Raw genomic sequence first — 19,804 nt, 5'->3', positions numbered from 1 at the left:
CCCGCCAAACCGTACCCGGTCCGGCTCAGGCGTGGTGGAGCCGACGGCGGCAGCGAGCCCAGGGCCGACGGAAGGGGCGTAACGCGTGGTCGTGCTTCACTCCGTTAGACGGTTGCCCGGCGTGGGGCGTCCGGGCCGCGGCCGGCGCACCGCCTCGGGCGGCCTCGGCCTCGCCTGTCGTCCGTACTCGTCGTCGGGCCGATCACTGCTCACACCGCGCGGTCTCCGCGGGCCACCAGCAGACGGTCTCCGGCAGGCGCGGGGCGGGTGAAGTCTCCGCGGGGAAAGCCTTCGATCCAGATGGGCTGGTGCTCGTCGACGCTGGCGTAGTAGTGGTTGCGCCAGTGACCGCGGACCCAGTGGCCGGCCAGCGTGCGGCCTTCGGCGGCGGCGCGTGCGGCGGAGAGTTCGTGAGCGGCGGCCTCGGGACGGCGGAGGGAGATGCGCCGGAAGCTCTCCTGGCGGATCTTGGCGCTGCGGGCGACGGCGCGTACGGACTGGTGGATCTTCGGGGAGTCCTCGCGGGTCAGAGGCTGTCTGGCGAGCGCGGAGAGGGCTCGCAGCATGGAGACGCCGTGTGTGCCCGCGTCCGCGGGGGCGTCCCACGGCACGATGTAGGCGAGGTGGGGGTAGAGCGCGGTGAGTTGGACCGTGACGCCGTTGATCTCGTAGGCGCCGGGCGGCTGCCGGATCCAGGTGAAGGCGTTGATGCCGGTGTCGCTGCTGGCCCAGGTGATGGCACTGACGGGCGGCTGGTCGGGGCGTGACCACTCGAAGGCGGCCGACGGGACGGGCTTGGCGAAGAGGAGGACGCCGATGGGGGCCAGGAACTCGTCGCGCCGGACGTGCTGACGGGGGAAGGTCTGGGCGGCGGCTGTGACCATGTCGCACATGGGCGCGTCCGCGTAGACGGTGTCGGCGTTCTGCCAGACCGTCAGCGGGTCCGGTTCGTCCGCGGTGAGGAGTGCCATCCGTTCCTCGAGCGAGGCAGACGGCCACTGCTGGGGCCATGCCGCCTCCCCGTAGGCGATCCCGTCCGCGGCCAGGTAGCGGGGCCACTGATCCGAGCCGAACCATCCCGTCAGGCCGGCTTTGAGGCGGATCGCATCGACCTGCGTCAGTGGGCGGGAAGCATGCGCGTGGAGCCGCGAGCGAAGAGCGGGAGCGCCCGCGCCGGAACCCGTTGCCCGCGTTCCGGCCCTCTTGGTGTTGGAGCGGCGCGCCGTCACGATGCGCTGCCCGTGCCGTCCGGGGCGTCCGGTCGGTTCGCGCTCCGCTCGCGGGGCGGGCGCCCCAGGGCCTGCTCCACGTCCGCGACCTCGGTGCGGCCGTAGGCGATACGGGCCCCGGAGATGGACATGCCGGCGGCGCTGGCGAGATCGGCGAGCACGTAGGGGCGGGGGCGGGTGAACTCCCGTCCGTAGGCGATCAGCCGGCGGATCTCGGCCTCGGCCTGCTCCTTGCGGTATCGGGCGATGCCGATGGCGGACAGCAGCGGCTCGTTCTCCTCGCTGTCCGCGTCGGCGGCGGCCTCAAGGCTTTGGATCATCTCCTCCCGCCGGGCGTGGATGGAGTCGCATACATCGCTGTAGATGTCGTCGGGCACTTCTCCTGGGCTGGGCATCGGATGGCAGATCGCGGCGATGTCGCTGAATACGCTCATGCCGTCCATCATGCCAGATTTTGCAGTGAGTGCAATTGTTTGCACTCACTGCAAAATCTGCTCGGGCGTGGTCCCCCTGGGTCAGCGGTCGGCCAGCCGGTTGCGCAGCGCTCGGGCGGTGGGGTCGGTGCGCTCGCCGAGGTAGGCGTTCAGCGCCTCGTACTCGCCGCGGGTCAGCGCGACCGGCGCGCCCTCGGTGTCCAGCAGGTCGAGCGCGGAAGACGGCTTACCGTCACCGGACTGCGCGCCGTCGACGAAGCCGATATTGCCCGCCTGGACGGTGAGGCCTCGAAGGACTGCGCCGTCGCCAATGCTGTTGTAAACGCTGCCCATGTTCTGCTCCCTGCGGGTTGACGGAATCTTGAGGTCGACCGTAGCTGCTGTGGATCTTGGGCGGAACTGCCGAGTGATCTTCGCGCTCCCTCCCGTTGCCACGGAGCCAGACAGAAGAGCGCCATCCCGAACTATGTTGCTTAAGGATACGAGTAAGCATAATGTGTGCACATCCCCGCCGACTCCGACCCTCTCCGGGGCGCGCCGACCCAGGCCCGGAACACACCCTGCCGGCCCAGCACAAGGCCCCGGCGCCCCGACCCTCCCGATTGGATGGACAGTGCCCTCGATCCCCGCGGACACCCGAAAGCAGATGGCCGCCTACCTACAGCAGCTGGCGGCCCGCATCAACGAGAAGGGGTACGCCATCCCCTTCATCCCGGCCGACCCCCGGACCGGCGAGCCCTCGCTCGCCTACACGGTGGGACTACACGTCCGCCAGGGCTACGAACTGGCGGTCAGTGGGCTCGACTATGAGATGTCCTGCTCCGCACTCAACTCCCTGGCCGTGCGGCTGCTTGAGCAGCAGACTCCCCCGACTCCGGCCATGGAGGTCAAGGGCATCACCGGGGGCGGCTACTCGCTGCGACTGAGGCAGGCGGACAGCCCATTGCCGTTCGTCCTGGTTCGCACCGTCTACCGCCGCAACCCGCCCGTGTGGCAGGCGGTCTGGCCGGACCGGGAGGGCCGATTCCCCGGCGATGTGGCGTGCACCCTCTCGGCAGGGGCACAGCTCCTTCTCTAGCACATTGCTTAACTCTGTGATTTCACGTATGGTTTAGCTAGCGGCGCGCGGCGAGCCGGTCATCACAACGTCGGTCTCCTCGTCAGAAGGGCACAGCGATGCGAATTTCGGAACTTCTCAACCGGCTTGAGGAGCAGCAGCAGCGCGTAGGGAACGTCGAAGTCACCTCGGTCCTCTCCAGTAAGTGGGAAGGCGCCGAGGGGCCCGTCATCGGCGTGAAGGCCGATCGGGGTCACCGCGGTACCGGCCCCGTCACGGTCCTGCTCGAAGGGCGCAACGACGACGAGGACGCCCCGCAGACGCACTCCGAGCACCCGCTGACGGTCCGCGACCTCATCGACCGGCTCACCGAGGTGCAGGAGAGCACGGGAGACGTCGACGTCAAGCTCCTGATCACCGGGGAAGACCCCTACGGAGGCGAACTCGGTCCGATCACCGAGGTCAGCGCACTGCGCTGGGCCAGCACGACCCTCGACGGGGCCACCGCCGCCTCGACCACCATCACGATCTCGGGGCCGATCGAGAGGTGACCGGCCCTCGGAACCTCCACCGCCCCCGCGCTGACCCGCCTACCCGGGTCAGCCCGAACCTCGGAGCAGCCATGTCCGTGCCCCCGCCCGCCCTCGATGCCACGAAGCGCCGACCGTTCCTGCCCCAGGACTTCGACGAGCCTTGCGAGGGCTGCCTCGCCCCGGCCGGCTCGTACTGCCGCGCGGGATGCGACTGCGGCTACACCGCCGAAGACGCCCAGGCGGAGGCCGCTCGCGGGTAGTCAGCCCCGCCCGGCCCGGCCAAGCCCGGTCCAGCGTCCCGCCGTCCCCCATCACCGCCACAACCCCGCACGGAGCCCCCATGCGCATGCTGCTCCCCGCCACCCGGCCGGGGCACCGGGGCGGGTGCGTCCGGGCCCGCCAAGGATGCACCTGCTTCTACTTCACCTTCGCCCGGGGCCGGGCCAAGGCGGCCGAACGACGGATCGCCCGTCGTATCGAGTCGCGCCGCTGGCGGCGGGACGAAGCCGCGCTGGACACCTGACCGCTGCACGGCTCAGCCCGCCCCGCCCCGCGCCGGGGTTCCCCTCCTCACGCCGGACTGCCCCGGCGCGCACCGAGATTGGACTTCCCATGACGCACGACCCCATGCCCGCGAGCCCCCTCCACCGGCCCACTGTCACGGGCGCCGCCGCGCTGCGTGACGCGGCCGCCGAGATGGATCGCCGCCTTGAACTGACCGCTGACGACCCGCGGGTGACCAAGTCCTCCGTCCTGAGCTTCCTCCACCGCCGCGCCGACGAACTGGACAAGGGCCTACCCGCGGGGTGGGCGACGGTTGACCTGGGCGCACTCGAAGCGGTGCTGCTCGAGTCCCTGGGTCCCCACGGACGCGACGAGATCTTCGGAGCGTGGAGCAGGGCAGCAGCCCAGCCGCCGACGCGGGCGCAGGCCGCTGGGCCGCCCGCCGGCCGCCGGATCGACGTGGTGGTCGACCGCGCCCCCGACGACGGCACCGAGGTCCACGTCTACATGGACGGCGCCCCCGCCGAGGCTGTCGTGCACACGATCGACCCGGGGCGCAGCGGGGCCGACCACGAGTGGTGGGACTCGGTGACGACGCTCGGGCCCGAGGTGCCGCAGGCGGTGCGCGACAAGGTTGGCGAGTACGCGGACGGCTACCACGATCCCGAGGAGTGCGGGCGGTCGTGCGCGTGAGGTTCCGCCGGTCCGGCGGGTGCGGGGTGTACTGCGCGTCCGCCGGGCCTGTCCCGATGTTCCCTTCGTTCCTGTCGGCCGCGCCGGGCAGTGCCCGGCGGTGCCGTTTCTGTTGGAGAGGTGTCCTTTGAACAGCGGCAAGCACGCCGAGTTGTCGTCGCGGGTCTGGGCGGTGAGCGAGCTCCTGCGCGGAGATTTCAAGCAGTCGGAGTACGGCCGGGTGATCCTGCCCTTCCTGGTGCTGCGTCGCCTGGAGTGTGTCCTGGAGCCGACCAAGGACGCCGTCCTGGCCGCGGTCGCCGAGGGCACGCCGGACGGCGGGTTGCGGGCGATCACGAGGGCCGGCTTCTGCAACACCAGCCCGCTCGCGCTGCGCACCATCGCGGGCGCAGGCTCGGACTGCGCCGAGCAGCTGCTCGCGTACTGCGGTGCGTTCTCGCCCGAGGCGCGAGAGGTGCTGGAGCAGTACGGGTTCGGCCCGCAGGTGGAACGGCTGGCCGGGGCGGGACTGCTGCACCATGTCGTGGGGCGCTTCGCCGAGCTGGACCTACGGCCGGCCGAGGAGTCCGCCGGGCGCGCGGTGCCGACGGGCGAGGGCGGGGGGCCACGTGGGGTCGTGTCGAACCACCAGATGGGTTACCTCTTCGAGGAGTTGATCCGGCGGTTCGCCGAGCAGTCCCACGAGACGGCCGGGGAGCACTTCACACCGCCGGAGGTCGTCCGGCTGATGGTGAACCTCCTCGCCCCGGCCGACGGGCAGGCCCCGGGCGAGCCGGGGGCGCCCCGGACGGTCCTGGACCCGGCGTGCGGCACGGGCGGCATGCTCAGCGCCGCGCAGGAACAGCTGCTGCGTCTTGACCCCGACAGCCCGGTGGAGGTGTTCGGGCAGGAACTGAACCCAGAGTCCTGGGCGATCTGCCGCTCCGACATGATGGTCAGGGGCCAGGCCCCCGAGGCCATCGTGCTGGGCAACTCCCTGACGCAGGACGGCCATGCGGGCGCGACGTTCGACTACTTGCTGGCCAACCCGCCGTTCGGCGTCGACTGGCGCAAGGCCCAGGACGCCGTCGAGCGGGAGCACCGGGAGCTGGGCGAGCGCGGCCGGTTCGGCGCCGGCCTGCCCCGGGTCAACGACGGCGCGCTGCTCTTCCTCCAGCACATGATCGCGAAGATGAAGCCGGTCGACGCATCGGGGAGCGGTGGCAGCCGGATCGCTATCCTCTTCAGCGGCTCCCCGCTGTTCTCGGGCCAGGCCGGGTCCGGGGAGTCCCGCATCCGGCAGTGGATTCTGGAGAGCGACCTGCTGGAGGGCATCGTCGCGCTGCCCGACCAGCTCTTCTACAACACCGGCATCTCCACCTACGTGTGGGTGCTGACCAACCGCAAGGCCGCGAATCGGAAGGGCGGTGTCGTCCTGCTGGACGCCCGGGAGCACTGGCGCAAGATGCGCAGGGCGCTGGGGGACAAGCGCAAGGAGCTCGGTGAGGAGCACATCGCCGAGCTGACCCGCCTGTACGCCGGGGCGCCGCCGATCCCGCCGGCTCACGCGCCCGGCGGTTCGGCGGACGGGAAGGTGAAGGTCTTCCGCAACGAGGACTTCGGCTACCGGAGGATCACGGTCGAGCGTCCCCTCCGGCTGCGCTTCGAGGCCAGCGAGGCGTCGATCGCGCAGCTGGCGTCGGCGAAGCCGGTCCAGCGGGCGACTGACGCGGTCGCGTTCGCCGAGGCGTTGCGCCCGCTGGCCGGCTCGGTGTGGGCGACGGCGGCGGATGCCCTCGACGCGCTCACCGCCGCGGTGGCTGCGGCCGGCCTGGCGTGTCCGTCGGGTGCCGCGTTCGTCCGGGCGCTGCGTGAGGCGTGGGGCGTGGCCGATCCCGGGGGCGAGGTGCAGGGCTCGAAGGACGGGCCGCTGCCGGACCCGGCTCTGAGGGACTTCGAGAACGTCCCGCTCGGGCAGGACCCGGAGGAGTACCTGCGGCGGGAGGTGCTGCCATTCGTCCCCGACGCCTGGATCGACCACGCCAGAACGAAGGTCGGCTACGAGATCCCCTTCACCCGCCACTTCTACGTCTACAAGCCGCCTCGGCCGCTGGAGGAGATCGACGCGGACCTGAAGGCCGTCCAGGCCGAGATCCAGGCGCTCTGGGCCGGTCAGCCCTGGGCGGCCCCGGACGCACACCACATTTCTTAAGGTTGCGAATTCGCACATGGCCGGACGGCGGGGCGGCCCGACTGCCCTGCCTCCGGCCTCTTTCCTGGAGTACGACATGACCCTGTACGGCATCCCTCCCGCCGGCTTCCGGCGCTTCATGGTCCCCGAGAACGGCCGCGAGCACGGCCGGTCCATCGTCGACGCCGCCCATGGGTGGTGGCTGGAGAACCGGGGCGGCACGGGCGAGGTGGCCATCGCTGTCGGCACGCTGGCCGGGCTGGCCCTGTGCTCCCCCAGCCGAGCGGACGGGCCGGACTACGGCCCGCTGCTGATCCCCCTGGACGACGGGGAACTGGCCGACGCCCTGCGGGCCAGCTGGAACAGCCTGTGGGCGTCCGACCCGGTCCTCGCTGATGCCGCCGGGCCGCTGCACGCATGGCTCGCCGATCCGAGCGAGAGCGACATCCGCGGCCTGGCCGACTACGCGCGCATCCTCGTGCGGGCCGGACTGCTGGAGTATTGCAGCGACCTCGCCCGCTGCGAGGCGGAAGACCTGCTCGGCCTCCTGGTCCAGCGGATGCGCGGCCACGGCCAGAAGCAGGCCACCGGCGAGTTCTTCACCCCCTCGATCGCCGCCGACCCCGCCGGCGAGCTCATGCTGACCGACCGCCCGGCACCCGGCGCCGTCCTCCTCGAACCGTGCGCCGGCACCGGCACCATGGTCCGGGCCGCCGCCGCGGCACTGCGCTTCCAGGGCCTCGACCCGGGCCACTACCACTGGTGGCTGAACGACCTCGACACCATCAACTCCGCCTGCTGCGCGGTCAACTCGCGGCTGTGGCGGCTGGGCAGCAACGTGACGGTGTCCTGCGGCGACGCCTTCGGCGACCCGCGCGACCTCGAAGAGCCCACGCACCGGCGCGCCGAGCGGGCGATCGCCGAGCACAAGCACCGAACGCTGCTCTACCCCACCCGCGCCCGGCCACCGCACTGGCATCTGTGAAGCACCCCACGACAGAACAGCAGCCCGCGCCGGCCGGACGGGCACCTCGGCCCGGCCGGGCGCAGGGCGGCACCCTCGCCCGATCCGCACCCAACTTCAGGAGAGAGCCATGCCCAACCGACTCGCCGTGATCAAGACCCTCCGGCAGGACGTACTGGGGAACCACCGCTGGGACCAGCGCACCCGCAGCTACACCACCATGCCCACCGAGGACGTCTGGGCGGTCGAGGACGCCATGGCGGCCATCCTGGAGCGAGTGGCGCGCGCCGTCGACTGGCCGCGCCTGATCATGGAAGCCACCCAGCGCCACGCGGCGCTGCACCCCCAGGCCCCCGCGACCTTCCGGGACTGGACGCCCGAGATCGGCATGTGCCGGGAGTGCCTGGTCGAGGCACTGCTGAGCGACGAGACCGGAGCGACCAACTGGATCACGCACCCGACCACCCCGAGGGAACACGACCAGACGGACTGGCCGAGCATCGTCGCCACCCGCCTTCCCCACCGCGCGGCGGCAACCTGGCATCCGTACGAGGGCGCACCGGACGCCCGGAGCGACCGGCGGCAAGTCGGCCCGGCGGAGCCTGACAGGGAGACCGCCGAGCCCCGCTGACGACCGCGAAGGCCGACCAACACAACACACACATTGCTTAACACTCTGAGTCTGTGTAATGTATGCGTCGTGGGGAGGGCGCACCGCCCAGTCCCGCTCCTGTAGCTCAGCGGAAGAGCGGCCGTAAAACGGAACGGCGTCATGACGAGACGGTTGCGGATGCACCGGGACCGGGCCCTGGCCAGCCAAAAGCCCCAGGGTTGGGGAACCTCAACGAGGGGCTGACACCCCCGAACCCCCGGCAGGGAAGCGCGTTTTCCAAGCTCGTCTACCCGGCGCGGGTTCGACTCCCGCCAGGAGCACGACCACCCGGCCGCGGCGCAGCGCGCCGCGGCCACAACAACGACGGAGACGGAGAACAGCCATGCGCGCAGAGATCAGCTTCGACCTGGGCATCAACGACGGCGAGGTCGAATACGAGGCGGACTTCACCTGGGAGACCGGCAGCCTGCCGCTGCCCCGCAAGGGCGACCGGGTCGCCCTCGGCGAACTGATGACGATCGTCCAGTCGGTGACGTTCTCGTGCCAGGACACCGGATACATCGCCACCCGGGACCACGCCATCGACGACGTGGAGGTGCACCTGGCGCTCCGGCTCGGCAAGAGGGAGCGCAAGGCCCGATACCAGCCGGCGGAGTTCTACACGATCCTATCGCAGCTGCCCAGCGTCTCAGGGCTGCACGTGACCGGCGCCGACCAGTAGCCCGCCTGTTCCGGCGCCGCCCGCGCGGCGCCGGAACGGACCCGACCCCAAGGAACTGCCCGGATGGCCACGTACCGCCCCTCCGACGCCGCCCTGACCGGCCTCGCGCTCGACCCCCACGCCCGCCACGTCCCGTCCTGGATGTACATCCAGGACTTCGGGCCCGGAGGACTTGTCACCCACGGCCACGACTTCCGCGCCTTCCTGGAGCACGGCGAGGTCCTCCTGGACCCGTACGGCCGCTTCCCCGGCGTCCCCACCAACTGAACCGCCGTCCGCTCCGACCGCGCGACGCTCACCCTGAGGAATCCGATGACCGCCACCACCCTGACTGCACTCCCCGGCGATGCCGGGCCCACCGCCGTCGCCGCAGCGCTCGCCGAGCTCGCCGCCGTCTGCGAGCAGCCGTTCGACCAGTGGGACCGCGTGCGCAGCGAGCGCGTCCAGGAGCTCACCGGCTGGCTCCAGTGCGCGGCGATGTGCCACAGCCACGGACTGGACGGAGCCCCGGGCCCGGCCGGAGGGTCGTCCCGCGACGTCGTCCACGGCCTGATCACGGCGCACGCCTCGCTGCTGGCCCGTCAGAGGGCCGAGATCACCCCTTTCGTCGGGCCGGACGGTGCGCTGCTGGGCAACGACTACGACGACCACGACCGGGCCGCCGACCGGCACGTCGAGGAACGCGTCCAGATGCTCGGCACGGTCATGGCCGTCCTCGCCGGTGAGTTCGGCCGCCCCGCCGTCACCGCTTCGGAGCCCGACCCGCAGGACGGGATGGACGCCGTCCTGGACGCGATGACGGACCCTGACCTGGAGGGCGGCGACATCGTCGAGGCCATCAAGGACCGCCTCCACGCCCTCGGCTTCGACCTCAGCATCGCCGAGGACGACGACGCCTGAACCACCGCACCGTCCGCCGGATCGGCGCCGGCACCCGCGCCGGGTCCGCAGACCGCCAACGTCTCCCGCACCCCACGAAAGCGATCCCGATGCCCGACCCCACCGCCCTGTGGCAGGCCCACCGCGCTGCCGACAACCTGAGCAACACCCTCGCCTCGTCCTACGAGGAGGCCATGGCCACCGGATTCCCGGTCTCCGCCGACGGCCAACGGCTCACCCAGCAGCTCACCGAACAGTTCGCCACGCTGCGAGAGCGGCTCGCCGATCTGGGCGTGACGACGTGACGACAGATCCGACCAGGTCGCCGCAGCCGTCCACCGGCCCGGCGGCATCGGACGGCCGCCCGGCACCGGCTCAGTACGCCGACGCCGCACTCGCCCCGGTCATCGCCGACGGCCGGCTGACGGGCCGGTTCCGCGACGGGTACACCGAGCAGGAGGTGAACACCGCCTTCGCCGTCCTGGGCGCGGCCACCGGGCTGCGCCTGGTGTGCGTCTGGGAGTACCGCGACAGCTTCGGCTGCGGCGGGAACTCTCAGTGGTTCGCCAGGGATTCGTCCGGCGGGCTCTGGGACCTGGCCGGGGATCTGGACGCCTGGCTCACCGGCGAGCGGTCCCATCCCGGTCCGGCCGGCTCCTGGGTCGGCCGGACAGTCGCCCACCGCGTCCAGGCGCTCGCCTGGACCGACAGGGAGCACAACTACGCCCAGCTGTCCCGGCTGTAGCAGCATCCCCGCGGCCGAGGCCGCGCTCGACCGACCGACCCGGTCGCGGCGGCCTCGGCCGCGCCGTCGAGCACCCCCCATCCCGCTTCAGTTCACCGCTTCGCCGATCCCGGCGGAACACCTCGGCCCCCTGGAGGCCCGCATGACCACCTCGCACCAGCACGCCGACCGCGGCGACCGCCCCGAGTCCGGCACGCCGCCGCGTCCGGACCAGGAAGTGCAGGGCGCCGCAGCGCTGGTCCGCCTGGCCCGCGAGCTGAGACTGACGGAGACGGACGTCGACGAACTCGTGTACGAGATGGTGCACCGCGGCGCGTCGGGCGCCTACAACAACGGGGCCCATCCCCGGCTGGGTGACCTCGACGCCTTCGACGCCGTGCACGACGACGCCGACCAGCAGGCGAGCGCGATCAACAACCGCGGCCTGGAAGCCCAGGTCGCCGCACTGGTCGGAGCCTTCGGGCAACAGGAAGTTGAGCGGATGCTGCGGGACGAAGCCCCTGGCCACACCCATCCCAATAGAATTGCCTAACTCTACGATTTCACGCATTGTCTGAATTGTCGGGCCGCGGTCCGACCGCCCCGCAAACGGGGCCGTTCCCGCCGCCCGGCCCCGGACGGCCGAAAGCACAGAGGCACACCATGAACGTCCCCTCCCCTTGCGCCCGACCGGCGCCCGACACGATCAGCGATCCCGGCGGCCCGGCGGCCATGGACAACGAGGGCGGCGCGGCGGTGGCCCCACCGTGCCCCCTCGCGGAGGCGGAGCGGCTGCACGAGCATGCCGCCGTCAGGCGCGCCGCCCTGTTGGCCCTGGCCGACGCGCACTCCGACGAGATCACCGCCGCGTACGACGCCATCGACCAGGCGCGGCGGTGGCGGCTGCCCGAGTCGGTGGAGGAGGAGGGATGGGAGTACCGCGGCGGGCTGGAGGAGGAGAGCACCGACATCTGGGCCCGGGCGCACATGGCGTACTGGGTCCTCCAGGCAGCCCGGGTGACGGTGGCGAAGGTGCGCTCGGCCCTCGGCCTGCCGGTGGACGACGTCGACCTCCTCGACGACGCGGAGCGCGATGCCTACATCGCGTCGCTGAGCGACCAGGAGCGTGAGGAGCTCGCCGGGCCGTGGCCGGTTGAATGGCTCTACGCACCGAAGCCGGGCGCGCCCATCCGGGTCGTCAACCTCTTCGCCGGGCCGGGCGGTTGGTGCGAGGGCATCGTCCATGTGCTGGGTGAGCCCGTCGACATGGTCGGGGTGGACATCTCCGAGGCCGCGTGCGCCACGGCGCAGGCCGCCGGGTTCCGGCGGATCTGCGCCTCGGTCACGGACCTGGACCCGGCGAACCCGGCGCTGCGCTACGTGGTCGCGGTGATCCTCTCCCCTCCGTGCCAGACGCTTTCGCCCGGCGGGAAGCTGGCCGGGCTCGCGGAGGAGGCCATGGGGCTGGTCGAGGAAGTGATCAGCCAGGCCGGGGCCGCGGCAGGGTTCGTCATGGTCGACGACGCCGGTGACGGCATGGAGGGCTACGCCCCGCCCACCGGCGCCACTTGGGACGAGGTCCGTGCCCCGCTGGCGGGGCTGAAGGACGCGCGCACCGGCCTCATGGCCGAAGCCGTGATCTGGCCGCTGGCGCTGCAGGCCAGGCACAACAGCATCCGCTGGGTGGCCATGGAGCAGTCCTCGAACCTCCTGAAGGCGAAGGCCGCCGAGTACGTGGTCGAGGCGATCGCCTCGGAGTTCTACGGAGCCGGCTGGGAGTACGCGAAGTTCAGCCTGGTCGAGGCCGCCGACTACGGGGCCGCCTCGAAGAAGAACCGCACCTTCATGGTGTGCATGCGCTACACCCGGCCGTTCACCAGCTACCGGCCCAGCAAGCCGGTCCCGGCCACCACCTGGGCCGCCTGCATGGGCTGGGAGAAGGGGCACAAGGTCACCACCCGCGGCGTACGCGGGATCAACCCCCTGACCGGCCGGCCCAAGGGCGGCGGCACGTTCACCGCCGACGAGCCGGGCACGACGGTGACCGGCACCGCGTACGGATGGAAGCGCGAGGCCGACGGCCTCACCCACACCCACGCCGACCTGGGCCGCGCCGTCGGCTTCCGCGCCGACTTCCCCTGGACCCATGTCGGCCGCGGTGAAGGCATCCGCAACAAGACCCAGCTCATCGCCGACACCGTCAGCCCCATGGCCGCCGCCGCCTGGATCGGCCACATCCTCGGCCGCGCCTGGGAGGCCCGGACCCGCGCCTACGTGCGCAGCCTCTACGCCCTCCGCCGGTCCGGCAGCCGCACCCTTCTCCGGGCCGCCGGCGAGCACGACGGCACCCGGCCGGCCACCCTGGGCAGGGTGGTGCCTGCGAAGAAGCGCGCCATCAAGGCCCGCACCGAGCGGGCCGCCGTCCGGACGGCCCAGACCGCAGCCGCCCGTACGGCCCCCGGCACAACGGCACCATCCCGCAAACGCCGTCCCGTCCGCCGCTGACCGCGCCCAGGACCGGCCAGGGCACCGGCGTTACAACCCCGTGTGCCCTGGCCCGCGGGCCCGGTCCAGGTCGGCAGGAGCCCGGCGGCGCCGGCTTCCGCCGGCGAAGGTCGAACATCCGAGGCAGCCACCGCCGAGCGATCGGCCGGTGTCACCCAGCGTGCGGCTGGCCGTCTCTCCCGGGGGTACCGACCGGCCAGTCCGTCGACCCGGGGTCAGGACGCCGCCACGGGCAGCGTCTTCGCGTCCGCGTGAGGAATCGCCGTGTGCGGGAGGCCCCGGCGCGCCTGTTGCTCCTTGGCCACGGCAGTGCGCAAGTGGCACAACGAGACAACGGGCAGAAGGCCGCCGAGCCGCGCCACGGCACCGAGCGCTTCGGTGGCCTCGGCCAGGTACTTGGCGGCGCCGCGCAGCTGCTCGTCCGTCTGGCGGTCACGCAGCCGGACGGCCACCTCGTCCAGGAGCTCGGCGAGTTCGCCGGCCCCCGGATCGTCCGGCACATCGCAGCCCCACCACTGAGCGGCCTCACCGAGTGCAGCTACCGCGTCTTCTCTGCTGAGCGGCACTCCGGGGCCTTCCACGTCACCGTTCGTCACGACCACATCCTGCACTGCGGCAGTTCCTCGCCGGGGAGGTTCAGGGGAACTCACGCGATCGCGCTGACGGCCGGACCGACCGGGGCCGGAAGGACGGCGTCGGTGCCGACGAGCGGAGGGCTCACCGGCGGATCGGCAGAAGTCGCCCACCTCGACGGGCTGGGGCAACGGTCCGACTCGGTGAGGTCGAGCCGGTGAAGGTCAGAGCCAGGCCAGCGTCAGTGCGTGGGCACCTGCGCTGTCGGCCCGCTTCACGGCCTCGTCCAGGGCCGGGGAACGGGTACCGGCTGGCGGGCGGGTACGGGCCTCCAGCTCGGCCATGCCGATCTTGTTGGCCTCGTCGATCCGCTGGCTGTACACCTCGATGGCAGCGGCGAAGGTCTCCCCGGATGCCGCACTCCCGTCCTTCGCCATCGTCCGGGCCATCGCCCAGATCCCCTGGGCGAAGGCGTCGCGGTCCACCGTCCCCACCGGTGAAACCAGCCACGTGGAGGCCAGCACCAGGTTCATCGCCCGCTGCGCCCGTACAACGGCGGCCCAGGCGTCGTCGGTCAGGTCGGTGCCGCGCAGCAGGTACCGGCCCCGGGCCTCGGCGAGTTCCCGAGCGACGGTCGTTCGCCCTCCGGGGGTGTGTACCTGGCGCCACTCTCGCATCATGTTCATGACAAGCGCCACGCCGACCACCGCGACCATGACGGTCAGAAGGGTGCCGGACGACATGATGTCGCCGCCGAGGTTTCGCTGCATCTCGCGCTGCACCCACACCAGGAGCGGGACCACGACGGCCGCGCCTGCGACGACGATCGCTTGCATCCTGGCTCCACGGGCCAACTCGGCGAGGTCCACAGCGGCCCACCGGGGCAGCGGGGCGTCCGGGTTCCGCAGCACTTCGGGGTGCTGACGGGCGAGGCGGTGAACGGTGGCAGCGACCGACGCGGGAAGGCCCGGGTCAACCACCGCGGCCACGCGCTCACGGGTACTCCTCGGGATGCTCATGGACCTGCTCGCTCTCTGTTTCGGACCACGGTCGGCCTGCGACCACTATGCACCTGGGCACCGACACCGTCCGAGGGCCCCTCGGCCCGCTGCGCACGTCCCGCCCCGGTAGCGCCGGGCGCTGTCTGCCCCGGCTCCGGCCCGGCAACGGGCGCGCGGGGGCCGAGGCCGGGATGACCGGGCTACGGGTCCTTCGTCGCTGGGGTGCACAGCCCGGCCTGCCGGACACCGGCGGTGGCGAGCTCGTCCGCCAGGACCCGGATCACGGCGAGGGCCATCGCCGGCAGTACCGCGTCCTTGCAGTCCAGCCACACCTTCGGGACGGAGGTGTCCACCGCGGCGTAGTTCGGGCTGTAGAAGTCGACGCCGGAGGCCAGGGCCGCGTCCATGTCGACGTCCGTCAACTCCCGGCCGTCGTGTGTGATCCGCATCAGCCGAGGCACCGCAGCCTCCAGCGCGGTGACCACCGCAGGGCGGTCCTCGTCGGACGACCTGACCGTGACCGACCACACCTGCTGCTCGGGCACACCGTGCTGCGCGATGATCCGCAGAGTCCCCGGGTGAACCGTGATCTTGCCTGGCACGCTCATCGCGGCGACGGCGCGGCTCATCCAGTCCGCTGCCCGCCCGTCGAACATCTCCGCGTACGCCTCGGCGATCTTCCCCAGGACGCCGGGGGTGCCGGCGCGGGCGGCCTGCTCGAACAGTTCGGCGGCGCCGTCGTGGTCCCCGCCGGCCAGGGCCGTACGGGCCAGCTGGAGGATCGGGTCCAGGTCCTCGGGCGGTGCGGCGGATTCGGTCATGAACGAGTGGTACCACGCCCGACCGACACTGCGGGCCCGGCCGGGGGCGCCGGCTCGGCCCGGTCCAGCCAGGCGATCCAGGCCCCGTCCGCGGCTCTGCCGAGATGGAGGTCGGGGGTGTGGTCCTTCTCGTGCGCGCAGATGCGTCCGTGGGCGCCGTGCCGGGCGGGGCAGAGCCGGGCCATCTGCTCGGGGGTGAGGACGGACAGGTCGTCCGGCAGCGTGCGGCCGACGGCGGTCGCCCGCGCTTCGGCTCCCCGCCGGCGTTCGACGTCCTCGCGGCGTGCGTCCAGCACCCGCGCCCAGCGCAGCGCGGTGTCCTCGTCGCCCGGGGTGTAGAGGCACTGCGGCTCGCCGAACTCGAGGAGCGTGTCGAGCACGGTCATGCCCAGCGACTCCAGCAGGCGGCGCGAGGCGGTGTTGCGCTCCTGGGTGACCGCGATGAGCGGGCCTCCGTCGGGCACCGCCGCAGTCCACCACTCGACGGCGGCGCCCACGACATCGCGCCCGAGGCCCTGGCCCCAGGCCGATGGCAGCAGCTGGTAGGAGACCTCGGCCCTGTCCGCGCACCGGCTGTCCGCGGTGATGCTGACCAGGCCGATCGCCTCGCCCCCGGCGGCGGGAGCGACCGCCCAGACGCCGGGTGTGGTCGGGTACTCGCGTTGCCGGGTCGCCACCCGCTCCTCGCTGGCCGGGCCGCCCAGGAAGGCGCGGACCCGGGCGTCGGTCAGCAAGGCCCGCACGACCGGCGCGTCCTGGGCCGTGACCGGGCGCAGGACGACGCGGTCGGCACGAACGACGGCCGGCCAGAGGCGGGCGAGGGCGGATTCAACGGACTCCATCGGTCCAGGATGGCAGCGCTGGGTGGTCGCGCGTGACGAGATCGCGGCACATCGGGGTACCGGCGGGAGCCGGGGCGGGGATGGTCGGGCAGCGTGGCGTTCTGCTTCGTCCGGCGGTGAGCGGCTGCCCGGGTTCGGCGGCTGCCGCCCGTCCCGGCCCGGGTGTCGCACCGGGCCGGGGCGGGGTGGTCACGTGCGGGCGCCGGGCTGTGCCGGGAGGACGTCGAGCGCGTGGTCGATCAGCGAGGCCAGGTCGGTGCCGTACCGGGTGTCGCCGTGGATGAAGGTGGTGGTGAAGGCGGTGCGGTCGCGCCGCGGGAGGTCGGCGGCGCGGTAGGGGGCCAGTTGGTCGGCGCGCAGGAGTTGGGCGACCGCGATGTAGCCGCGGTCGGCGACCAGGGTGAACAGGACGGGGCCGTCCATCTCGCTGCCGGCGTTGTGCGCGTCCCACCAGTACTCGTCCGGGGTGAGGCTGTGGCCGCGCTGGTGCCGGGCCACGATCGTCACCTTGGTTCCGGCGCGCGGGTGGCCGACGACGATGTGGGAGGACCGGCCGTCCCAGGTGCCGCCCAGTGCCTGGGCGGCGGCGCGGCGGACGATGTGGGCGACGGAGTCGGGCGTGGGCTGCTCGGCGCCGGTGAGCAGGGTGCGCAGGCTGCCGGGACGGGTGCGGACCGGTCGGCGGGCGACGACCAGGACGTCGTTGCGGATGCGCTGGTCGTCGGTCTCGGTGATGCCGGGGTGCCAGCGGCGGTGGGCGCGGACGTCGGCCAGGAGATCGCGCGCACCCTGGTTGTCGGTGGGGTTGAGGCAGAGGAGGGTGACCAGGACGAGCTCGGCGGAGTTGAAGCGACCCAGGCGCCACAGGGTCAGGGCCAGACCGTGGACGGCGCGCAGGAAGGGCCGGTTGTCCATCTCGGACCAGGGCAGCCGGCCGTGGAAAATCATCGGGAGGGACGCCTCGCCGACGGCGACGGCGGCCTCGTACCAGGCCAGTGCTTCCTTCAGGTGGCGTCGGCGGTCGGCGGCGGTGGGGCCGACGTAGGAGATGAGGTCGCCGAACTCGCCGTCGTGGCGTTGCAGGGCCAGGCTGCCGAGGTGGGCGTAGGCGTCGATGTCGCGGGGCTCGGCGGCCACGATGCGGTGCAGTTCGTCCTCGTAGCCCTCCACGTCCGCGGTGGCCCGCAGGGTGTCCAGCGCGGCGTCGAGGGGCACTTCGGTGCGGCCGGGGTAGGGGTCCGGCATCCGGTAGCGGGGCAGGACGCCGTCCTCGGCGAGCCGGTCCAGCCACCAACGAGCGGCAATCTCGGCGTCCTTCTGCGGGCCGGGGGCGATCCCGAGGTCCTCGGCGTCCGGCGACGCCGGGTCTTCGCCGTCGTCGGAGTCGTCGGCGCTGTGCGCCTCCGCGTCCTCGGGACCGTCCTCCTCCTCGTCGTCTTCATCGTCCTCGTCGTAGGCGTCGAGGACTTCGCCGGGGTGGAAGTCGCCGTCCTCGGTTGCTTCGCGGGCGCCGGCGAGGTGTGCCCTCTCCAGGGCGGCCAGGGCCAGCTTGGCCCGGGTGCCGGGCAGCGCCTGCGTCAGCGGCTGATAGACGTCCGGCCAGAGGTGGCCGGCGGCGAGCGGGCTCCACATCATGTAGTCCTGCTGCATCAGGATCCGCAGGGCCAGGTCGAGGCCGTAGTGGTCGAGGCGGCCGGGGAGCCGGCCGGCCTCGCTGGCGCTGGCCACTTCCTGAAGTGCCTTCTGGTAGCCGATCTGCGTCTCGGCATCCAGGAGGCGGGCGAGCCGGGTCGGCTGGGTGCGCTGGACGCGCCGCTGCTTGTCGGCGGAGGGCCGCGTGGTGGTGGACATGAGGGGCTCCTTGAACCGGGCTTCGCGTGACGCACCGCCCCACCTCGGTGCGACGCCAAGCCAACAGGTCAGGACGCCGTCATCATGTCGATCATGCTCATCGTGCCGGTTCGAGCGTTTGCTCAGTTCACCCGGGACGGTCAACGGTGGGGATGACCGGCGGGCCCGCGCACCGTGGGCGCGGCCAGGGCACCATCCTGGCGAATCCCCATCGTGCGGCGCAAGGCCACCCCCCGAAAGAGCCAACAACCGCCTGTTTTCGCACATACCGGGCTCGAAGATGTCTTCCTTCGATCCCGGCCGGCGCACCGTCACCGAGCGCTCGTCCGGGCGCGGAGGCGCGCCGCAAGGACAGCCCTCAGCCGGCCAGCCGCTCTCCGCCGCCGTGCTGCGCGTGTTCGGCCCGGGCGGCCTCCAGCAGCCGCCGCCACGACACCACCGTCGGCCGGCGCTTGAGCAGGGCGCGCCGCTCCCTCTCGGTCATCCCGCCCCAGATGCCGAACTCGACCCGCCGGTCGAGTGCGTCCGCCAGGCACTCGGTGCGGATGGTGCATCCGACGCACACGCTCTTGGCTCTGTTCTGTGCGGCACCCTCGACGAACAGCTCATCCGGATCCACACCCCGGCAGGCAGCCCGCCCCCAGTCGATGTCCGTCTCCCCCACGGCCGCGCCCCTCTTCCTCTTCCCGCTCCTGCCGGTTCCCCTCGGCGACCGACCAGCGTAGGCGATGCACCGTCCGTGGAACCTACGGAGAAGGTGAGCGAGGCCGCTACTGTCGCTCTGCCGATGCCACGCTTTCGAGTGATTCCGCAGCGGCCGCCCCGCGCCGTAGATTCGGGGTTGTCGCCCGTCCGACAGGAGACAGCTGTGCCCGATCCGTCCGAGAACACCTCGCCCGCTCAAGGGCGTTCGCAGTCTGCGAGGTGGCAGCGCTGGGCGCTCGTCTTCGGCCTGCCCAGCGCCGCCGTCGCCTTGATCGCGGCGTGGGTGATCCGCCCGCACGGCACCACGTCCACCGTGCTGGTCGTCCTGATCGCACTCGCGGCCCTCGCGGTGTTCGTCACCACGATGCCGCGGCGGCAGCCGGCCACGGCTGAGCACACGGACGCCGGGTCCAGCACCGGGTGACCGTGCGAGTGCCGGGTCTCATGACCTGAGCACCGGCCCGCGCCGGCCGCGACCAGGTGCAGCGCCGGATCGGCCTCCTCGTTCTGCCGCGACGGCTGGGGCCATCGCCCCGGTGCGCCGCGCGGTCGGCGAACCGGACAGAACCCGTGCGGATCCGGCCGGTTCGGCCGGAGCTTCGGACCGTGGCAATGGGGATCCCGTAGCTTCCGCGCCATGGCGAGGACATTGCGGCTGGCCGTCACGCAGAGCACCGTGCCGGAGGACCCCACAGACCGCGGCGCGCTGCGGGCGGCGGGGCAGGAGATCCGGGCCCTGATGGCCGAGGCCGCCGGGGCGGGGGCGCGGCTGGTGCAGTTCCCCGAGGGAGCACTCACCTATCCGAGCAAGCACGTGATGGCGGCCGGACCGGACGGGAAGCTGGTCCCGGCCGACTGGAGCCGTGCCGCCTGGGACGTCCTGCGCGACGAGGCCGAGTCGATCGCCGCGCTGGCGGGGGACCTGCGGCTGTGGACAGCGTTCGGGTCGCTCCACCCGCTCACACCGCCGACCCCGCCCCACAAC

At 72.2% G+C, this 19,804-nt stretch carries 25 protein-coding genes and 1 pseudogene; 17 read left to right on the top strand and 9 right to left on the bottom strand.

The window, feature by feature from the left end; all coding sequences use genetic code 11:
* Nucleotides 1–209 precede the first annotated feature (209 nt).
* The 3 genes from NBY69_RS31770 to NBY69_RS31760 form a co-directional block, all read right to left on the bottom strand.
* Nucleotides 210–971 carry a hypothetical protein gene (locus NBY69_RS31770; protein ID WP_250305407.1) on the bottom strand — a complete coding sequence of 254 codons (762 nt, stop codon included), beginning with the start codon at nucleotides 969–971 and terminating at the stop codon, nucleotides 210–212.
* A 254-nt stretch (nucleotides 972–1,225) separates the two neighbouring features.
* Nucleotides 1,226–1,663: a hypothetical protein gene (locus NBY69_RS31765; protein ID WP_250305406.1), complete on the bottom strand. Its 438-nt coding sequence runs from the start codon at nucleotides 1,661–1,663 to the stop codon at nucleotides 1,226–1,228.
* 81 nt (nucleotides 1,664–1,744) lie between these two features.
* The gene (locus tag NBY69_RS31760) at nucleotides 1,745–1,996 is read right to left on the bottom strand and encodes a hypothetical protein (RefSeq protein WP_250305405.1); all 252 of its coding nucleotides are present in this window, start codon (nucleotides 1,994–1,996) and stop codon (nucleotides 1,745–1,747) included.
* Between the two features lie 313 nt (nucleotides 1,997–2,309).
* Here NBY69_RS31760 and NBY69_RS31755 point away from each other — a divergent pair, with 313 nt between their 5' ends.
* The 15 genes from NBY69_RS31755 to NBY69_RS31685 all read left to right on the top strand — a co-directional run bounded on the left by NBY69_RS31755 (nucleotide 2,310) and on the right by NBY69_RS31685 (nucleotide 13,026).
* Nucleotides 2,310–2,741 carry a DUF4262 domain-containing protein gene (locus NBY69_RS31755; protein WP_250305404.1) on the top strand — a complete coding sequence of 144 codons (432 nt, stop codon included), beginning with the start codon at nucleotides 2,310–2,312 and terminating at the stop codon, nucleotides 2,739–2,741.
* Nucleotides 2,742–2,839: 98 nt separating this feature from the next.
* Nucleotides 2,840–3,271: a hypothetical protein gene (locus NBY69_RS31750; RefSeq protein ID WP_250305403.1), complete on the top strand. Its 432-nt coding sequence runs from the start codon at nucleotides 2,840–2,842 to the stop codon at nucleotides 3,269–3,271.
* Nucleotides 3,272–3,342: 71 nt separating this feature from the next.
* Entirely contained in the window at nucleotides 3,343–3,513 is a 171-nt protein-coding gene (locus NBY69_RS31745; protein WP_250305402.1) for a hypothetical protein, read from the top strand.
* An 80-nt stretch (nucleotides 3,514–3,593) separates the two neighbouring features.
* Nucleotides 3,594–3,776 carry a hypothetical protein gene (locus NBY69_RS31740; RefSeq protein WP_030230155.1) on the top strand — a complete coding sequence of 61 codons (183 nt, stop codon included), beginning with the start codon at nucleotides 3,594–3,596 and terminating at the stop codon, nucleotides 3,774–3,776.
* A gap of 89 nt (nucleotides 3,777–3,865) precedes the next feature.
* The gene (locus NBY69_RS31735; RefSeq protein ID WP_250305401.1) at nucleotides 3,866–4,450 is read left to right on the top strand and encodes a hypothetical protein; all 585 of its coding nucleotides are present in this window, start codon (nucleotides 3,866–3,868) and stop codon (nucleotides 4,448–4,450) included.
* Between the two features lie 127 nt (nucleotides 4,451–4,577).
* Nucleotides 4,578–6,641 carry a class I SAM-dependent DNA methyltransferase gene (locus tag NBY69_RS31730; protein WP_250305400.1) on the top strand — a complete coding sequence of 688 codons (2,064 nt, stop codon included), beginning with the start codon at nucleotides 4,578–4,580 and terminating at the stop codon, nucleotides 6,639–6,641.
* Nucleotides 6,642–6,717: 76 nt separating this feature from the next.
* Entirely contained in the window at nucleotides 6,718–7,605 is an 888-nt protein-coding gene (locus NBY69_RS31725; protein WP_250305399.1) for a hypothetical protein, read from the top strand.
* Nucleotides 7,606–7,714: 109 nt separating this feature from the next.
* Nucleotides 7,715–8,215 (top strand): hypothetical protein, encoded by a 501-nt coding sequence (locus tag NBY69_RS31720; RefSeq protein WP_250305398.1) that lies wholly within the window; start codon nucleotides 7,715–7,717, stop codon nucleotides 8,213–8,215.
* Nucleotides 8,216–8,579: 364 nt separating this feature from the next.
* On the top strand, nucleotides 8,580–8,918 hold the full coding sequence (locus NBY69_RS31715; protein ID WP_250305397.1) for a hypothetical protein: 339 nt from the start codon (nucleotides 8,580–8,582) through the stop codon (nucleotides 8,916–8,918).
* Nucleotides 8,919–8,981: 63 nt separating this feature from the next.
* On the top strand, nucleotides 8,982–9,185 hold the full coding sequence (locus NBY69_RS31710) for a hypothetical protein (RefSeq protein ID WP_250305396.1): 204 nt from the start codon (nucleotides 8,982–8,984) through the stop codon (nucleotides 9,183–9,185).
* A gap of 45 nt (nucleotides 9,186–9,230) precedes the next feature.
* Complete coding sequence (locus tag NBY69_RS31705) at nucleotides 9,231–9,818, top strand: hypothetical protein (protein WP_250305395.1); 588 nt, start codon at nucleotides 9,231–9,233, stop codon at nucleotides 9,816–9,818.
* Nucleotides 9,819–9,907: 89 nt separating this feature from the next.
* Nucleotides 9,908–10,102: a hypothetical protein gene (locus tag NBY69_RS31700; protein ID WP_250305394.1), complete on the top strand. Its 195-nt coding sequence runs from the start codon at nucleotides 9,908–9,910 to the stop codon at nucleotides 10,100–10,102.
* Nucleotides 10,099–10,542, top strand: coding sequence for a hypothetical protein (locus NBY69_RS31695; protein ID WP_250305393.1), 444 nt, complete (start codon nucleotides 10,099–10,101; stop codon nucleotides 10,540–10,542). Before NBY69_RS31700 ends, NBY69_RS31695 begins: the two co-directional genes overlap by 4 nt.
* Nucleotides 10,543–10,684: 142 nt before the next feature.
* Entirely contained in the window at nucleotides 10,685–11,074 is a 390-nt protein-coding gene (locus NBY69_RS31690) for a hypothetical protein (protein ID WP_250305392.1), read from the top strand.
* Nucleotides 11,075–11,184: 110 nt separating this feature from the next.
* On the top strand, nucleotides 11,185–13,026 hold the full coding sequence (locus NBY69_RS31685; protein WP_250305391.1) for a hypothetical protein: 1,842 nt from the start codon (nucleotides 11,185–11,187) through the stop codon (nucleotides 13,024–13,026).
* Between the two features lie 215 nt (nucleotides 13,027–13,241).
* On the opposite strand, the gene NBY69_RS31680 is transcribed toward NBY69_RS31685, so the two are convergent.
* From NBY69_RS31680 to NBY69_RS31655, 6 genes are all read right to left on the bottom strand, one after another.
* A complete protein-coding gene (locus NBY69_RS31680; protein ID WP_250305390.1) occupies nucleotides 13,242–13,637 on the bottom strand; it encodes a hypothetical protein in 396 nt (131 codons plus the stop codon).
* A 186-nt stretch (nucleotides 13,638–13,823) separates the two neighbouring features.
* Nucleotides 13,824–14,618, bottom strand: coding sequence for a hypothetical protein (locus NBY69_RS31675; RefSeq protein WP_250305389.1), 795 nt, complete (start codon nucleotides 14,616–14,618; stop codon nucleotides 13,824–13,826).
* Nucleotides 14,619–14,800: 182 nt separating this feature from the next.
* On the bottom strand, nucleotides 14,801–15,421 hold the full coding sequence (locus NBY69_RS31670; protein WP_250305388.1) for a hypothetical protein: 621 nt from the start codon (nucleotides 15,419–15,421) through the stop codon (nucleotides 14,801–14,803).
* Nucleotides 15,418–16,263, bottom strand: coding sequence for a GNAT family N-acetyltransferase (locus tag NBY69_RS31665; protein ID WP_250305387.1), 846 nt, complete (start codon nucleotides 16,261–16,263; stop codon nucleotides 15,418–15,420). The genes NBY69_RS31670 and NBY69_RS31665 overlap by 4 nt, the downstream gene beginning before the upstream one ends.
* Nucleotides 16,264–16,452: 189 nt before the next feature.
* Nucleotides 16,453–18,114 (bottom strand): hypothetical protein, encoded by a 1,662-nt coding sequence (locus NBY69_RS31660; RefSeq protein WP_250305386.1) that lies wholly within the window; start codon nucleotides 18,112–18,114, stop codon nucleotides 16,453–16,455.
* 358 nt (nucleotides 18,115–18,472) lie between these two features.
* Nucleotides 18,473–18,778, bottom strand: a complete 306-nt coding sequence (locus NBY69_RS31655; protein WP_250305385.1) for a WhiB family transcriptional regulator — start codon at nucleotides 18,776–18,778, stop codon at nucleotides 18,473–18,475.
* A gap of 204 nt (nucleotides 18,779–18,982) precedes the next feature.
* Between NBY69_RS31655 and NBY69_RS31650 the strand changes: the two genes are divergently transcribed.
* Nucleotides 18,983–19,243 (top strand): hypothetical protein, encoded by a 261-nt coding sequence (locus NBY69_RS31650; protein WP_250305384.1) that lies wholly within the window; start codon nucleotides 18,983–18,985, stop codon nucleotides 19,241–19,243.
* A gap of 213 nt (nucleotides 19,244–19,456) precedes the next feature.
* A pseudogene (locus NBY69_RS31645) lies at nucleotides 19,457–19,804 on the top strand (carbon-nitrogen hydrolase family protein); the annotation flags it as partial.

This window comes from Streptomyces sp. A 4/2 (genome assembly GCF_940670765.1).
In the GTDB taxonomy this organism is placed as follows: domain Bacteria; phylum Actinomycetota; class Actinomycetes; order Streptomycetales; family Streptomycetaceae; genus Streptomyces.
The sequence above is the reverse complement of the archived record's forward strand: the minus strand, read 5'-3'. Positions and strand labels throughout refer to the sequence as shown.

Coding starts and splice junctions, on each gene's coding strand:
- NBY69_RS31770 (WP_250305407.1), bottom strand. CDS start 971: ATGGCACTCCTCACCGCGGACGAACCGGACCCGCTGACGGTCTGGCAG.
- NBY69_RS31765 (WP_250305406.1), bottom strand. CDS start 1,663: ATGAGCGTATTCAGCGACATCGCCGCGATCTGCCATCCGATGCCCAGC.
- NBY69_RS31760 (WP_250305405.1), bottom strand. CDS start 1,996: ATGGGCAGCGTTTACAACAGCATTGGCGACGGCGCAGTCCTTCGAGGC.
- NBY69_RS31755 (WP_250305404.1), top strand. CDS start 2,310: ATGGCCGCCTACCTACAGCAGCTGGCGGCCCGCATCAACGAGAAGGGG.
- NBY69_RS31750 (WP_250305403.1), top strand. CDS start 2,840: ATGCGAATTTCGGAACTTCTCAACCGGCTTGAGGAGCAGCAGCAGCGC.
- NBY69_RS31745 (WP_250305402.1), top strand. CDS start 3,343: ATGTCCGTGCCCCCGCCCGCCCTCGATGCCACGAAGCGCCGACCGTTC.
- NBY69_RS31740 (WP_030230155.1), top strand. CDS start 3,594: ATGCGCATGCTGCTCCCCGCCACCCGGCCGGGGCACCGGGGCGGGTGC.
- NBY69_RS31735 (WP_250305401.1), top strand. CDS start 3,866: ATGACGCACGACCCCATGCCCGCGAGCCCCCTCCACCGGCCCACTGTC.
- NBY69_RS31725 (WP_250305399.1), top strand. CDS start 6,718: ATGACCCTGTACGGCATCCCTCCCGCCGGCTTCCGGCGCTTCATGGTC.
- NBY69_RS31720 (WP_250305398.1), top strand. CDS start 7,715: ATGCCCAACCGACTCGCCGTGATCAAGACCCTCCGGCAGGACGTACTG.
- NBY69_RS31715 (WP_250305397.1), top strand. CDS start 8,580: ATGCGCGCAGAGATCAGCTTCGACCTGGGCATCAACGACGGCGAGGTC.
- NBY69_RS31710 (WP_250305396.1), top strand. CDS start 8,982: ATGGCCACGTACCGCCCCTCCGACGCCGCCCTGACCGGCCTCGCGCTC.
- NBY69_RS31705 (WP_250305395.1), top strand. CDS start 9,231: ATGACCGCCACCACCCTGACTGCACTCCCCGGCGATGCCGGGCCCACC.
- NBY69_RS31700 (WP_250305394.1), top strand. CDS start 9,908: ATGCCCGACCCCACCGCCCTGTGGCAGGCCCACCGCGCTGCCGACAAC.
- NBY69_RS31690 (WP_250305392.1), top strand. CDS start 10,685: ATGACCACCTCGCACCAGCACGCCGACCGCGGCGACCGCCCCGAGTCC.
- NBY69_RS31685 (WP_250305391.1), top strand. CDS start 11,185: ATGAACGTCCCCTCCCCTTGCGCCCGACCGGCGCCCGACACGATCAGC.
- NBY69_RS31675 (WP_250305389.1), bottom strand. CDS start 14,618: ATGAGCATCCCGAGGAGTACCCGTGAGCGCGTGGCCGCGGTGGTTGAC.
- NBY69_RS31670 (WP_250305388.1), bottom strand. CDS start 15,421: ATGACCGAATCCGCCGCACCGCCCGAGGACCTGGACCCGATCCTCCAG.
- NBY69_RS31665 (WP_250305387.1), bottom strand. CDS start 16,263: ATGGAGTCCGTTGAATCCGCCCTCGCCCGCCTCTGGCCGGCCGTCGTT.
- NBY69_RS31660 (WP_250305386.1), bottom strand. CDS start 18,114: ATGTCCACCACCACGCGGCCCTCCGCCGACAAGCAGCGGCGCGTCCAG.